This window comes from Paludisphaera sp. (genome assembly GCF_037189885.1).
In the GTDB taxonomy this organism is placed as follows: Bacteria; Planctomycetota; Planctomycetia; order Isosphaerales; family Isosphaeraceae; genus Paludisphaera.
Genome location: NZ_JBBCIR010000021.1, coordinates 52,057 through 66,088 on the forward strand (window position 1 = coordinate 52,057; position 14,032 = coordinate 66,088).

At 70.8% G+C, this 14,032-nt stretch carries 14 protein-coding genes and 3 tRNA genes; 10 read left to right on the top strand and 7 right to left on the bottom strand.

What is annotated here, in order from left to right; all coding sequences use genetic code 11:
* Positions 1-358 precede the first annotated feature (358 nt).
* The 9 genes from WG209_RS08435 (at position 359) to csrA (ending at position 7,115) form a co-directional block, all read left to right on the top strand.
* Complete coding sequence (locus WG209_RS08435) at positions 359-859, top strand: hypothetical protein (protein ID WP_337174590.1); 501 nt, start codon at positions 359-361, stop codon at positions 857-859.
* Positions 860-906: 47 nt separating this feature from the next.
* Complete coding sequence (locus WG209_RS08440) at positions 907-1,824, top strand: DUF1559 domain-containing protein (protein ID WP_337174591.1); 918 nt, start codon at positions 907-909, stop codon at positions 1,822-1,824.
* Between the two features lie 100 nt (positions 1,825-1,924).
* The gene (tsaB, locus tag WG209_RS08445) at positions 1,925-2,635 is read left to right on the top strand and encodes a tRNA (adenosine(37)-N6)-threonylcarbamoyltransferase complex dimerization subunit type 1 TsaB (RefSeq protein ID WP_337174592.1); all 711 of its coding nucleotides are present in this window, start codon (positions 1,925-1,927) and stop codon (positions 2,633-2,635) included.
* Positions 2,636-3,212: 577 nt separating this feature from the next.
* Positions 3,213-4,247 (top strand): DUF1559 domain-containing protein, encoded by a 1,035-nt coding sequence (locus WG209_RS08450; protein ID WP_337174593.1) that lies wholly within the window; start codon positions 3,213-3,215, stop codon positions 4,245-4,247.
* Positions 4,248-4,264: 17 nt separating this feature from the next.
* Positions 4,265-5,110, top strand: a complete 846-nt coding sequence (locus WG209_RS08455; protein ID WP_337174594.1) for a class I SAM-dependent methyltransferase — start codon at positions 4,265-4,267, stop codon at positions 5,108-5,110.
* A 42-nt stretch (positions 5,111-5,152) separates the two neighbouring features.
* Positions 5,153-5,226: transfer RNA gene (locus tag WG209_RS08460), tRNA-Arg, on the top strand.
* Positions 5,227-5,278: 52 nt separating this feature from the next.
* A tRNA-Arg gene (locus WG209_RS08465) sits at positions 5,279-5,352 on the top strand.
* 623 nt (positions 5,353-5,975) lie between these two features.
* Complete coding sequence (locus WG209_RS08470; RefSeq protein WP_337174595.1) at positions 5,976-6,692, top strand: sigma-70 family RNA polymerase sigma factor; 717 nt, start codon at positions 5,976-5,978, stop codon at positions 6,690-6,692.
* Positions 6,693-6,911: 219 nt separating this feature from the next.
* Entirely contained in the window at positions 6,912-7,115 is a 204-nt protein-coding gene (gene csrA, locus WG209_RS08475) for a carbon storage regulator CsrA (protein WP_337174596.1), read from the top strand.
* A 15-nt stretch (positions 7,116-7,130) separates the two neighbouring features.
* Here csrA and WG209_RS08480 read toward each other — a convergent pair whose 3' ends face one another.
* On the bottom strand, positions 7,131-7,688 hold the full coding sequence (locus WG209_RS08480) for a DJ-1/PfpI family protein (RefSeq protein WP_337174597.1): 558 nt from the start codon (positions 7,686-7,688) through the stop codon (positions 7,131-7,133).
* 112 nt (positions 7,689-7,800) lie between these two features.
* Between WG209_RS08480 and WG209_RS08485 the strand changes: the two genes are divergently transcribed.
* Positions 7,801-7,872: transfer RNA gene (locus tag WG209_RS08485), tRNA-Glu, on the top strand.
* 1,433 nt (positions 7,873-9,305) lie between these two features.
* Here WG209_RS08485 and WG209_RS08490 read toward each other — a convergent pair.
* From WG209_RS08490 to WG209_RS08515, 6 genes are all read right to left on the bottom strand, one after another.
* Entirely contained in the window at positions 9,306-9,512 is a 207-nt protein-coding gene (locus WG209_RS08490; RefSeq protein WP_337174598.1) for a hypothetical protein, read from the bottom strand.
* The gene (locus WG209_RS08495; RefSeq protein WP_337174599.1) at positions 9,503-10,669 is read right to left on the bottom strand and encodes a CHC2 zinc finger domain-containing protein; all 1,167 of its coding nucleotides are present in this window, start codon (positions 10,667-10,669) and stop codon (positions 9,503-9,505) included. The genes WG209_RS08490 and WG209_RS08495 overlap by 10 nt, the downstream gene beginning before the upstream one ends.
* A gap of 104 nt (positions 10,670-10,773) precedes the next feature.
* A complete protein-coding gene (locus tag WG209_RS08500; RefSeq protein ID WP_337174600.1) occupies positions 10,774-12,498 on the bottom strand; it encodes a DUF3987 domain-containing protein in 1,725 nt (574 codons plus the stop codon).
* Complete coding sequence (locus tag WG209_RS08505; protein ID WP_337174601.1) at positions 12,495-12,788, bottom strand: helix-turn-helix domain-containing protein; 294 nt, start codon at positions 12,786-12,788, stop codon at positions 12,495-12,497. Before WG209_RS08505 ends, WG209_RS08500 begins: the two co-directional genes overlap by 4 nt.
* Positions 12,785-12,979 (bottom strand): hypothetical protein, encoded by a 195-nt coding sequence (locus tag WG209_RS08510; protein ID WP_337174602.1) that lies wholly within the window; start codon positions 12,977-12,979, stop codon positions 12,785-12,787. Before WG209_RS08510 ends, WG209_RS08505 begins: the two co-directional genes overlap by 4 nt.
* 128 nt (positions 12,980-13,107) lie before the next feature.
* Entirely contained in the window at positions 13,108-13,992 is an 885-nt protein-coding gene (locus tag WG209_RS08515; protein ID WP_337174603.1) for a hypothetical protein, read from the bottom strand.
* Between the last annotated feature and the right edge of the window lie 40 nt (positions 13,993-14,032).

Below are 14,032 nucleotides of genomic sequence, written 5' to 3' on the forward strand. Positions count from 1 at the left end.
CCCCCGCGGGCGTCCCCTTCGTCGCGGCCGGTCGCCCCGCCGACGGCTCGCTCGACAAATGTTGATATTTCGCAAAAATTTTCCTGGTCCGGCCTTGACCGCCCAGCTATAAAAAACCGCGTCTCCACTCTCGACCGCCCGCCGCCGGGAGTTCTCCGGCCTGGCGCGGCGGCGACCCGGGCGTCGCGCGGCCGTCGGGCCGGTCGTCGCCCGGGGCGTGTGTCGGATCTCCCGCGTCGAATCTCCGTCGAACGTCCAGCCCCGCGCGGCCGTCGAGGTCGAGCCGGAGGCCCGCCCACGCGCGGTGGTCGGCCGCGGCCCGGGCTCGCCGCCACGGGGCGGAAGGAGGATTCCGGGTATGAGCGAAAAGCGCGCGAGTCGAGGGGCCCGCATGGCGGCCTGGCTGGTCGCGGCGGCCCTCGCGGGCTGCGGCGGCGAGCCCGCGGGCGAGGGGGGGGTGGCGGTCGCCGGCAAGGTCTCGCTCGGGGGCGAGCCGGTGGAGGAGGGGACCGTCACGTTGATACCGCTGGACGGAGCCGGCTCCCCGGTCACGGCCCCGATCCGGGGCGGGGCCTTCGAGACGACCCGCGCCGACGGGCCGTCGCCCGGCAAGCATCGGGTCGAGGTCCGGGCCTTCGCCTCGGCCTCGGACGCCGCGACGGCCAGGGAGCGGGCGCGGGCCGAGGCGGCCGTGAAGGGCATGATGTTCGGCAAGTCCCCGTCCGACCTGGGCGCCCCCGCCGAATCCGCGACCGCTCGCGTCAACGTCGCCCCCGAGCGCTACAACGCCCGCAGCGAGCTGACCGCCGAGATCCCCGCCGCCGCCTCGCACACGCTGGAGTTCACCCTCTCCAAGTGATCCCGACCGACCTCGGACGCCCCTCCCTCTCGCCAGGAGACCCGAACATGAGGCCCCGCCGCGGATTCACGCTGATCGAGCTTTTGGTGGTGATCGCGATCATCGCGGTCCTGATCGCGCTGCTGCTCCCCGCCGTCCAGGCCGCCCGCGAGGCGGCCCGCCGCGCCCAGTGCATCAACAACCTGAAGCAGCTCGGGCTGGCGATGCACAACTACATCAGCGTCACAAACGCCTTCCCGCTGGGGGGGATCAAGGCCCCGACGGGCTGGCCGAACGCCCCGTCGATCCGCACGCCGTGGACGATGCAGATCCTCCCCTACCTGGAGGCGGCCAACGTCGGCAACACGTTCAACTTCTCCCTGGGGATCGCCGGCCCGAACTGGCTCGGCTACGAGTCCAACACCACCGTGCTCCAGGTCCGGCTGTCGTCCTTCAACTGCCCGTCGGACTCGCCCGGGTTCTTCCTCGCCCCGTTCCGCCTGAAGGGGAGCTACGGCGCGAACTGGGGGAACACCACGCTCTCGCAGGGGGAGCGGGCGGGGGTGCTCAACATGGCCTCGCCGTTCGCGTTCGACAGGGCCCGCACGCTGGGCGAGGTGACCGACGGCCTCAGCTCGACGATCGCGATCTCGGAGATGGTCCAGAGCAGCTCCTCGGACGACTGCCGCTCCGAGTGGTGGAACGACTCGACCGTCGTGGTCATGACGTTCCTCCCGCCGAACTCCCGCCAGCCGGACAACCTCGTCTCCTGGTGCGTGAACAACCCCGCGCGGAACGAGCCGTGCGTCTCCGAGTGGAACTACGACACGCTCTACCTCGCCTCGCGCAGCCGGCACCCCGAGATGGTCAACACCCTCTTCGGCGACGGCTCCGCGCGGGCGATCAAGAACTCGATCAGCCTGCCGATCTGGCGCGCCCTGGGGACCATCCAGGGGGGCGAGGTGATCTCGGCCGACTCCTATTAACGGATCGGCGCGCCCGGGTTGGCGGTGACTTCGGGGCGATCGGACGGCTATAGTCGACCGGTCGCCCCATCCCGACCCCGCCCCCCGGACCCGAAGCGCCGTGCATCGCCCCGCGAACATCCTGGCCCTGGACGCCTCCGGCGACCGCTCGACGATCGGCGTCCGCGCCGCCTCGGGCGCGACCTTCGAGGCCGAGACCGACGCCGGCCGCAAGCACGGCCGCGACCTGATCCCGGCCGTCCGCGACCTGCTCCGCGAGGCCGGCGTCCGGCCGATGGACCTCGACCTGATCGCGGTCGGGCTGGGGCCGGGGTCGTACACCGGGATGCGCATCGGCCTGACCGCCGCGAGGACGCTCGCCTATGCCGCCGGGGCGCGGCTGGTGGGCCTCGACAGCCTGGAGGCCGTCGCGCGGAACGCGCCGGCCCACGCCCTCCGCGTCGTCGTCGTCGGCGACGCCCAGCGCGGCGACGTCTACGCCGCCGACTTCGCCCGCGAGGCCCCTGGCGCGCCCCTTGTCCCCCTCGGGCCCAGCCGGATCGAACCCCTGTCGGCCTGGGCCGCGAGCCTCCCGCCCGAGACTCTGGTGATCGGCCCCGGCCTGCGCTCGGCGACGATCCGGGCCAGCATCCCCGGCACCGCCGACCTCGGCCCCGACGACCCGATCCACCGCCCCTCGGGACGTCGCCTGATTGACCTGGCCATGCTCGCGCTCGACGCGCCGGCCGTCGACCCGGACGACCTGGAGCCCAACTACCTCCGCCGCAGCGCCGCGGAAGACCAGTGGGACGCCCGCGCCGCTCGTCCCTGAGGACGCCGCGAGTTGGGTTCGTTCGCGCGCCGCCGCCCCGGCCGCGATTCAAATAAAGCCTTGTGGCTGATAGAGTTGAGCCTAAAGGCCGTTGGCTTCGTTCGTCGTGTTCGAAGTGGTTATCTCGACAGGTTGTCCATTGGCAAAGGGGGGGGACGTCCCCTCTCCCGCCGGGAGAGGGCGGCCGCGCCCGCGGCGGGTGAGGGTCGCCGGAGCGCGGCATGGAGCGCCGGCCGCGCCCCTGACGAGCCATCGCTATCTCTGCAGCCACGGCCCTCACCCGGCCCTCCGGGCCACCCTCTCCCGGGGGAGAGGGGACGCGCGTTTCACGCTCGGAGGAATAAGGCGCGTGGGGACACGGTCGCCCCCGATCCTCGTCCGCGTCCGAATTGTCAAGGAACACCGCCATCGATCTTCCGTAAGCTCCGCGGCGGGCCGGGCGAGATTTCTGGAAACCGTTTTTTATCTCCGGGCCGCGCCCGCTCCGTGGAGCACCCCCGAGGCCCGCCGCGATTGTGGGCCCGGCCGGGGCGGAGTAGGATGGGGGCCAACGAACCCGCCTGAGGAGGATCCTGGCTTGTCTTCGCGCCGCCCCGCCCGCCTCGCGTTCACGCTGATCGAGCTGCTGGTCGTCATCGCGATCATCGCGGTGCTCATCGCGCTGCTGCTCCCCGCCGTCCAGGCCGCGCGCGAGGCCGCCCGCCGCGTCCAGTGCACGAACAACATGAAGCAACTCGCCCTGGCGGCGCTCAATTACGAGTCGGCCCATCAGGTCCTCACGCCGGGCGGCTTCACCAGGGCGGGGACGCTGCCGGGCTCGAAGTGGAACTTCGGGCCGTTCGTCCACATGCTGCCCTTCTACGAGCAGCAGGCGGTGTTCAACGCCGTGAACTTCTCGCCCGGCGCCTTCACGGCGGAGAACGTCACGATCGCCGGGATCAGCATCTCCGCGCTGCAATGCCCCAGCGACGCCTCGGCCTTCGACCTGACGCCGGTCAACGCCGCGATGTACTCCAGCATCCCGCCGGGCGACTGGAAGCAGGCCAAGGCCAGCTACGGCGGCGTGGTCGGCTGCTGGAGCCTGCTGCTGCACGTGGACAACCCGACGTTCGCCCTCCGCGTCCAGAACACCAACGGGACCATCTTCGCCCACAGTTCCACCCGGCTCGCCGACATCACCGACGGCGTCAGCAACACCATGCTGTTCGCCGAGCACGACCACGGCGCGTTCGACGCCGCCGGCCGCGCCCAGTACCACGGCTGGAACTCCGGCTACTGGACCGACACCGTGATCGGCGGCTATTACCCCGTCAACGGCACGCTCAAGCTCCTGCGCCTCAGCGACTCCGCGGCGCGGGACTACATCGCGTTCAACATCGGCAGCCGGCACCCCGGCGGCGCCAACGTCGGCCTGGCCGACGGCTCGGTCCGGTTCCTCAAGGACTCCATCGACTGCTGGCCCATCGACCCGGTCACCAAGACGGCCCTGGGGGTCGACTTCAACATCGACGGCCGCGCCATCCAGACGATCCGGCCGGGGTCGAAGATCGGCATCCTCCAGGCCCTCTGCACCCGCAACTTCGGCGAGGTGATCTCGGCCGACTCCTACTGACCGACGCGACCGCCCCCATGCCAGCCACCGCCGCCGACCAGGCCCGGACGAAGTCCACCTACGGGCTCCAGTGGAACCGCTTCCGGATCGTCCGGGAGGAGGAGGACCGCGCCACCTTCGCCAACCGGACCGGGCTGAAGCCGGGCGACCTGGCGGGGAAGGTGGTCCTCGACGGCGGCTGCGGCATGGGGCGCTACCTGCGGCTGACGGGCGACGCCCGCCTGGCCGTGGGGCTGGACCTCAGCGAGGCCGTCCTGGCGGCTCGCGACCTGACGGCGGGGATGGACAACGTCGCGATCGTCCGCGGCGACCTGCTCCGCCTCCCGTTCGCCGAGGGCTCGTTCGACCACGTCTATTCGATCGGCGTCCTGGACCACACCCCCGACCCGAAGGCCGCGTTCCTCGGCCTGGCGAGGCTGCTGAAGCCCGGCGGCCGGATCGCCATCTGGGTGTACGAGCGCGAGAGCCCGATCGTCGAGCGGATCATGGACGCCCATCGCGCCGTCTCCACCCGCCTGCCGCTGGGCCTGCTGCTGCCGCTCTGCCGATTGACGGCCCCGATCGGCCTGCTGAAACGCCGGCTGATGGCCAGCCGTTGGCGGGCCGTCGAGCGCTCGGGCGTGGCCCTGCACGCGCTGACGATCGGCGTCTCCATGCACCCGGACGCCGAGGTCCGCGTCTGCGACACGCTGGACTGGTACGCGCCGAAATACCTCTCGCGGCACACCGTCGAGGAGGTCCGGGGCTGGTTCGACGAGGCGGGCCTGGTGGACGTGGCCGACCTGGGCGCGGGCCAGGTGTTCCACCACGAAGGGCAGGGCAACGGCGTGAACCTGGCGGGACGCCGGCCGACGCCCGGTTGACAGCGGGTGGCCGGGAGACGAGAATCTGTCCCGCGGACACTCGCGCCCGTAGCTCAGTAGGATAGAGCGACGGTTTCCTAAACCGTAGGTCGCAGGTTCGAATCCTGCCGGGCGCATCCCACTCTCCCCAAGCGCGAACCTCCGGGCCGGCCCCGATCGTCGACCCACGCGCCCGTAGCTCAGTCGGATAGAGCAACGGTTTTCTAAACCGTCGGTCGCAGGTTCGAGTCCTGCCGGGCGTATTCGGCCGCATCAAGCAGATCGATCAGGCGTCCCCCGTCATTTTTAGCCCGGCCGCGATCCTTGCACCGGCGCGTCGCCGCCGATATGATCGGGTCGGGCCCGCCCATCAGGTTTCGCTCACATTCCAGCGCGACCGGACCGCGAGCCGCGCCCTAGCCCCCCGCCCGACCCCGCGAACGGGGATGATGACCGGCCGACGACGTTCGAGGCCGGCCGCGGCGGCCAGTTCCCCAGGATTTCGGAGCGCGACGAGGGCGAGCGAAAGAACGAGCGCCGGGCCGACCCTCGCCGACGAGGCGCGGCCCACGCCAGGGAGCGACGCCCGGATCGCCGGGCCGCCCCCTGGCGTCGATGGACAACCCTATCGTCGCCGCCGCCCCACGCGGGGCGCCCGGCGATTCGGCGTGGATCGCCGTCGAGAAACCACCCCGCGCGTCGGGCCCGCGAGGCCGCGGCGGGCAGTCGCGGCGCGACCGGCGTCGCCCCTCTTCACCATGTCCTAGAATTGTGACGACCCGACCCATGAGTCGGACCCCGCGGGTGTCCTCGGCGACGACGTCGCGGCCCGTCGCCCCGGCCCCGCTCCAGTTCGGCGTCCTCCACGCGCCTCGGGACGATCCAGATGACTACGTCGGAAGAACGCCTCACCGAGATCCCGACCAACTGGACCAACATCGCCAGCGCCCACGCCGCCGGGCCGCGGAGCCAGCAGGCGATGGGCGAGTTGGTCGGCCGATACCACGACGCGCTGACCCGCTACATCCACCTGAAGGTCCGCGACCGCCACCTGGCCGACGAGGTCCTCCAGGAGTTCTGGACCAAGCTCCTCACCGGCAAGCTCGCCGGGGCCGACAGGTCCAAGGGCCGGTTCCGCGACTACCTGCGCACCGTCCTGCACCGGCTGATCATCGACCACTTCCGCGCCCGCAAGCTCCAGCCGCTCCCCCCCGGCGACCTCCTGGACGCCTCCGTCCCCGACGAGGACTTCGACCGCGTCTGGCGCGAGGCCGTCCTCAGCCGGGTCTGGTCGCGCCTGGAGACCTACCAGGCGACGACCCCGAAGAACCGCTACGCCACCGTCCTGCAGCTCCGCCGCGACCACCCCAAGGCGCCGATCGAGGAGATCGCGGAGAAGCTCGCCGCCGTCGTCGGCGCCCCCGTCTCGCCGGAGGCCTTCCGCAAGAGCCTCCAGCGCGCCCGCGCCAAGTTCATCGAGCTGCTGGTCGTGGAGCTGAAGGAGACCATCCACCCGACGGACAGCGCCGACGTGGAGGCGGAGATCAACGACCTCGGCCTCGGCCGCCTCTACCGCCGCTACACCACCGGCGGCGACCGCTGAGGCCGACCCGGGGAGCCTCGCGGGTCGTCTCGAATCTACGTTTCGTGATGAAAATTCCCGTCCTCCCCTTGACCGCCCATTTTCCGCGTGTACAGTTGCTACCGGGGAGGATGCGTGCCCGGACGCGAGAATCGGGCGGTTCCCCTCCCGATCACGGCGTCCTGGTCCTGACATCGGACGGTTCGCGCACCGGGCGATGAGCACCAGAGAGGAGCGGCGATGCTGGTTCTCTCCCGCAAGAAAAACGAGACGATCGTCATCAACGACAGCATCACCGTGACGGTGATCGAGATCCGCGGCGACAAGGTGAGGCTCGGCATCGAGGCCCCCAAGGACGTCACCGTCCATCGCCAGGAAGTCTACGAGGCGATCCAGAATCAGGCCCGGTCGGAAGACCCGGGCGCCCGGACGTTGAAGCCCTGACGCCCCCCGGGGCGCTCAGGCCGTCCGGGAGCGGACGAGCTTCACGAACTCGCGCATCCACGGCGCGTTGTCGTTCCACGCACGGGCGGTGACCAGGTTGCCGTCGACGACGACCTCCCGGTCGACGAATTCCCCGCCGGCCCCCCGCGCGTCCGGCGCGCACTGGGGATAGCAGGTGAGCGCGCGCCCGCCGAGCGAACCCGCCGCGGCCAGGATCAGCACCGCGTGACAGGTGGCCGCCACCGGCTTCCCCTCGCCCATGAAGTGGCCGACGATCTCCACCACTCGCGGGATGTTCCGCAGGTACTCCGGCGCGCGCCCGCCGGGGAGGACCAGCGCGTCGTACCCGTCCGCCTCCACCTCGTCGATCGCCAGATCCGCCTCGATCCGATAGCCGGGCTTCTCGGTGTAGGTGTCGAAGCCGGGCTCGAAGTCGTGGACGACCGTCCGGATCGCCTTGCGGGCGGGCGCGGCCAGGTCCACCTTCCAACCCTCTTCCTCCAGGCGGTACTTGGGATAGAAGACCTCGAGCGCCTCGGCGGCGTCCCCGGCGAGCATCAGGATCCTGGGCATCGAAGGCCCCTCCGCTGGCCCCCCGGCCCGGCTCGCCCCCCTCGTCGAACGACGCCCCGAGGGTTGACCCGGCGGGAGGAGATTGTTAGACTGGTCCCTGCATTGGCACGACGGCCCCGTCGTCTAGTGGTTAGGACACATGCCTTTCACGCATGCAGCACGGGTTCGACTCCCGTCGGGGTCACTTGAGTTTATGACGCGAACGGACGCGACAGCAAGCGTCAACCCGCGAATCTCGCCGGACTTACGATCCATCTCCCCTTGAGCATCCGTGGACGTCTTCACGTCGGGATGCGACGCCAGGCGACGGGAAACGTCCCCAGCGGTGGGCAAATAGTGGGCAACGGCGGGCAACCCCTCCCGGCCCATTCGCTGTACGGGCGTCGCCGTTTCCGTCCCGGTCGCGGCCACGGCCTCCCGGCCGTCGGCGGGGGTCAGGCTCGGCAGTGACGCGACGGCGGATTCCACGTCCACGGCCCTAGGCCGGATGTACTTGCTCGTCAGCGTCGGCGTCGAATGCCGCATCAGCAATTGGGTGGTGCGGAGCGAAGCCCCGGCGGCGTCCAGCTCGCTCGCGAATTGGCCGCGCAGGCAATGGAAGTCGTAGCGGCGGCCGGATTCATCCTCGAATGGGATGCCGGCCCGCGCCAGGTCGGCGCGGAGCATCAGCGTCCCCGTGGTGGGCTTCATCGGGAAGACGGGGGCCTCGCGGGGCAGGGGAGCGACGTGGGCTCTCAGGTCTCCCGCCAGGTCGGACGGGACGATCAACACGGCCTCGCGGCGATTCTTCGCGCTCTCGGCCCGTAGGCGGATCGTCGCGGGCGTCGCGGCCCAATCGAAGCTATCGGGGGTCAGGCTGGCCAGCTCGGCATGGCGAAGCCCGGTCCCGGCGGCCGTCCGGTAGATCAGCGCCCGGGCCTCCCCGGTCAGCCCCCGCCAGGTCGGGGCCGCGCGCGTCGTCGCGATCAGCCTCCGTAGTTCGTCCACGGCCAGCGTGCGACGCTCGCGCCGGACGTCTTCCGCCGGGTTGTAGGCGGTCGTGGCGGCCAGCGGATCGCGGTCCAGCCGGCCGGACGCGATGCACCAGCGGACGAACGCGCGAAGCGACTTCCGGTAGTGCGAGACGGTCCAGTGCGACGCGCTGCCATCCTTCATCGCCTTCAAGGCGGCCTGCACGCGGCCCGAATCCAGGTCGCCCAGCCGATCGGCCCCGGCCTTGTCCGCCAGGTCGCGCGCCTGTTGCTCGGCCTGTTTGACGTGAGCGGCGGTCGCCCCCTTGGCGGCTAGATGACCGGCCCACTCGCCGATATGCTCCGCGACGGGCCGCTTGCCGTGCTCCCGCAACGCCAGGTCGCGAGCGTCGACGAGCCCGTCCCGAATCCGGGCGGCTTGGGCCTCCAACTCGTCGGCCAGCCGTTGCGACTCCCGCCGGTCGGTGTAGGCGGCCCGCTCGCGCTTGACGCCGTGCTGATCGACCCAGCGGGCGTAGTACTTCCGGCCCTTCTTTCGTACAGTGGCCACGTTCTCTCCCTTCAGGTGGGAACCGGGGGGGCGGGTCGATTGGCGTCTCCCGCTCCCCCCATCGTCATCGTCTATCCCACGTCCGGCGCGCCCCCGTCAAGGGCGGCGGCCTTCCACCCCCGCGACGGTCGGGGCGGTCCCGCCGATCAGCCACGCCCGAAATGCGTCCGCGCAGTCGCGGCATAAATCCACGGGACGGTCGTCCAGCCGTCCCCTCAGCCTCCCCGGCACGGGCTCCGGTCGGCCGACGCCGAGATGGAGGAGCTTGCGGCAGCGGTCGCAGGTGGTGGTCGTCATGCGCACGGTTCGGGCTCCCATCCCAGGGTCGGGTCGTCCGCGACGCATCCCAGGTCTTCCGGCCCGTCGTCGCCCCAGCGTTGGGCCTCCAACGTCTCCCACGAGGGGCCGGGGGGCTTGATGATGCCGACCCAATGATTGCGGACGACGCTGTAGCCGAGACGGTGAGCGTCGCTCCAATCCTTCGCGGGGGCCGGGGGCCGGACGCGGACGGCTCGGGAGGGCCACGAGGCGGCGGCCCGATCTCCCGCGTCGTCGGCGTCGTGGGCGGCGTACAGGGCGGGGGCCGATCGGATCGCGCGGCGTATGTCGGCGTCGACCCTCGTCGACGCGGAACCGACGGTCACGACGCGAGCCAGGTCGCCGATCAGTTGGGCCAGCGTCAGGGCGTCGAATTCGCCCTCCACGGCCACGAGGGGAAGCGCCGGCCGGATGGCATCCGGCGACGGATACACCGTCGGCCCGTCGCGGAAGATTTCCAGGTACTTCGGCTCGCGACCGTCCAGGCGGCGGACCTTCGCCATCGCCAGTCGGCCGCGATCGAACCAGGGTATGCAGACCCCGGATAGGGCGTAGGAACCGCTCCCGTCCCTCTTGGGGATTATCGCCCGGTCGACCCACCCCAGGTGGGCATCCCGGATCGTCCCGTCGTCCAGGGCCCGCCCATGAAGGTATGAAAGCGCCCACTCCCCCTGGCGCGTCCAAAGCCGTTCGGCGGCTTCCGCCACGAGGGCCGACGCATCGGACGACGACAGCCCCGACGGCCCCGCCACGGGTTTCCCAGGGGCCTTGGCGGGGGCCGGGCGGGGCGTCGGCCGGATCGGTGCGCGGTCGGCCCACGAGTAGGGCGACAGCCCGCACAGGTCCGCGACGCGCCGGACGGCTTCCGGGAATGTCAGCGACTCCAGACGCATGACCAGGCCGGCGGCGTCGCCACGTTCTCCGCAGCCGAAGCAACGCCAGCGGCCCCGCTCGGGATCGACTCGGAACGACGGGTTCGCGTCGGCGTGGAAGGGACACGACCACCAAAGGCCCCGCGAACCGCCACGGCCGGGCGGCTCCCCTAGCAGGGCCTCGACCACGGTTGCGACGTCGACTTGATCCTTGATCGCGTCCCATTCCAGACGGCGGCGCGGGGCGCGGACGACGAACGGGGATGGCATGGGGCGGCCTCCAATATTCTCCCGGCGCGCCGGAGAATAGAAAGAATCGCGGCAATTGGGCCTCGGGCGGGGGATTGCCGCGATTTCTTCTATTTCCCGGCGAGTCAGGACAGGTCGGGGTGGGATTCGTAGGCGGCGCTCGGCTTCCGGCCACGCTTGCCGGGCGCGGCGGGTTCGGCCTTGGGGCGGACCGCCCCTTGGGATTCCAGCGCCCCCAGCGCCCGCGACAGGACGGCGGGGTCGTCCCGGAACCGCGCCAGGTCTTTCGAGACGTCGGCGGCGCGGAAGCCGGCCTTGCGGTTCCGCTTGATCCACCCCAGGACGGCTTCCGCGTCGGCCTCGGCCTCGCCTCGCGACATCCGGCCCATCGCCCGGTCGCGATGGTTCGCGAAGTAGGCGGCCAGATTGACCGCCCCGTCCATGTCGACGGCTTCGACCGGCGGTACGCCTTGGGAGTCGAGCAAGGTCCGGGTGGGGTCGCACGCCAGCCGCATCCTCGAAAGCACCAGCGCCAGCCGCGCCACGAGCGATTTCGACTTGGCGACGGCCCCCTTGGGGCCATCGCAGCCCGGCGCCCTCATGGCCGCGATCGCGGCCCCGCGTTCGTTGCACGCTTCCTTGAACCGGAGCAAGGCATCCGGCGTCAGGCGCGCCATCCAAGGCCTCGGCGGAAGCTCCCGTCCCTTGTCGTCGCGGCCGGGCGGCGGCATCGGGACCGCGTGCAGCGCCTCCACGATCTCCCGCCACTCGCGTTCCGTCTCGGGATCGACGTCGTCGTCGGTCCAGACGGGCGCGGGCAGGTCGTCCGGGTAGAGCCAACAGACCCGGTCGAAGAAGCCGTCGTCGCCCTTGCGGCGGTCCCTCATCTCGGCCAGCACGTCGGGCTGGATTCCCCCCAGCACCACCGCCAGGGGATGAGGCGCGAGGATGTTTTCCCGGCCTCCCTTGCGGTCGACCCCGACGGCCTGGCCGCTCCAGATCTTCAACCAGAATTGGCGGTCGGTGCCCTTGCCGCCCCGGTATTGGTCGAACCCGCCGAACCAGGACATGAGTTCGTCGACCCACAACAGGACGCCGCGCCCGTTGTCTTTCAGGATGACGCAGAGGCTTTCGCGAGTGCAGTCGTCCACCCACGCGCGAAGTTGCGGCGGCTCCTCCCCCGGCGGCGGCGTGCCGTCCGGGTCGTCGTCGTGGGCCTTCTTCGCCCTTTGCCACGCCTCGCGGGCCTCTTGCGATTCGATCCGCAGGCGGTAGTCGATCGCTCTCAGCGGCTCGATGGCGGCTCCGAGCGGGTGAGTCTTGCCGTCCCCGGCGTCCGCGACGGCCGCCAGGTAGAACGTGGGCGGCTCCTTCCACGTTCGTTTCAGGCGGACGTTGACGCTCTGGCCGATCGCGGCGGCGGCCGTCGCCAGGATGCCCGCGCCGACGAAATCGGCGGGGGCGGCCATCGCGGCGGCTGTCTCGCGGATGAATCGCGCGACGGGCGGCGGGAACACGTCCGCCGGGAACGGGGCGGCCTTGGGCGGCTCCCACAACCGTAACGGCCCCCAGCCGTCGGCGCGATCGGCGGCGGGCGTCGGCCCGGTCGGGATGGGCGGCGGGCCGTCGGACGGGTTGCGGTCCATCGCGGCCTCGAAAGCGTCGGCCTCATCCCTCGGCAGCGCGGCGAGCGCCGATCGGAAGGCGTCGCCCCGCGCCTCCATCGGGAGCGACGCCAGGCGTTCGGCCAGCGGTCGCCAGCGATCCGAGACGGCCCGCACATGCTCCGGCGGGGCGTCGACGTGGTGCAGGGCGTCGATCGTCCAGGCGTCGAATTCGAGCGCCGTCATCGGCCACCCCCCGCGATCCATCGCGTCAGGGTCTCGCGGCCCCACAGCGGCGACTTGCCGACGCGGACGTCGGGCCGGGGGAACCGGCCGGCGGACAGCTCGCGTTCGATCGTGCGCCGCGACACGCCGAGCATGCGCGCGACTTCGCCGATGCGATAGGTCAGCCGATCCGGCCCGATGTTGACCGTCTGCGGCGCGGCCGGGATAATGGCCTCGGCACCAGCACCGCCACACTCGCCCGTGTTCCCGATGGCGATCGGGACCGGGCTTTTTCGTTGGGCTCGGCTCATCGCGCCACCCCCTTCTCGATGATCGGGCTCGGGGGCTCGGGGGCGGCCTTGGCGGCTTGCTCGGCCCGGTCGAACGCGGCGGCCTCGGAGAGACGCAGCAGCCGGCGCAACCGCGCGGCCTCCCGCCGGGCTCGGGCCAGATGCTCGCGGACGATCGGCGGACGCGGAATCAGATCATCATTCCCAGACATGCTTGCCTCCAGAATCCAAGCGGACTTGGTTCCGACTCTGTAGGCAAGAATACCGATGGCGCGGATTGGCCTCGGATTGGTCTGGGACGGGTTTGGGACGGGTTTGGGACGGGTTTCCGGCGGGGCGGTCACTCCGGCACGATCATGCGAAATACCCGCCCCGCCTTCACCACGAACCGCAGACGCGGTTCGACCCCCTCCAAGGATATGTTGGTCGCGTCCGCGTTCGACCGGATAGTCTTGTCCGGGGTCTCGGCTCTATCGTGGACGTGTTCGGCGACATCCTCCACCGTCGCCTCATCCTTGTCGCTCATGTACTCCACCAGCGCAGCCTGCTTCGGCTTGCTTTTGCCGTTCAGCCTAAGCGCGGTGACGACGGCGGAGAAGTCGATCCCGTCGACCTTGATCGGGCTCGTGCGCGTCGCGGGCCTGGGGCCGTCGCCGTCGGTCGGCGTCGCATCGGCGGCGGGCTCGGGCTCGGGGCCGTCGGTGTCGGTTGGGATCGCGTCGGCGGGGATGGGCGGCACACTAAAATCGAACGTGACAGGCGGGCAGACCTCTAGCACGACCTCGCAGAATTCCAACATGCCGAGAGCGGTGAACGCATTCGCGAAGTCGACGTGCGAGCGAGCCCGCATCGCGTCCGCCAGATGTTCGGCAAGCCCGGCCGCTCCCACGAAAAATTCCCAGCTCACATCGTCTCTGTGGATGGGCTGTCCCTTCCTGGCCTGCTCAAACCTTTCGTGGTAGTGGCGCACGGCGCGTGCGGTCATCCAAAGTTCCGCCGCCGTCGCGCCGGTCAGCGCCTGCGAGACGAGACGCGGCTTTCCATCGCCGACTAGACTCGCATGCCGTCGCGCGACTCGGATCAGATGGCCAAGCTCACCCCGGAAGGCGGCGAGGTAGAACCAGACGTCGATCGTGAAGCGGGGCTGGCCGCCGGGCCATCGAGCCGCGGGGATCGTATCGTTCCACCTAACTGGCGAATGCAGACGCCTGGCATCTTCGGACATGGCGTGTGCCCCATCGAGCCGGGCCGAACCCGACCGATCG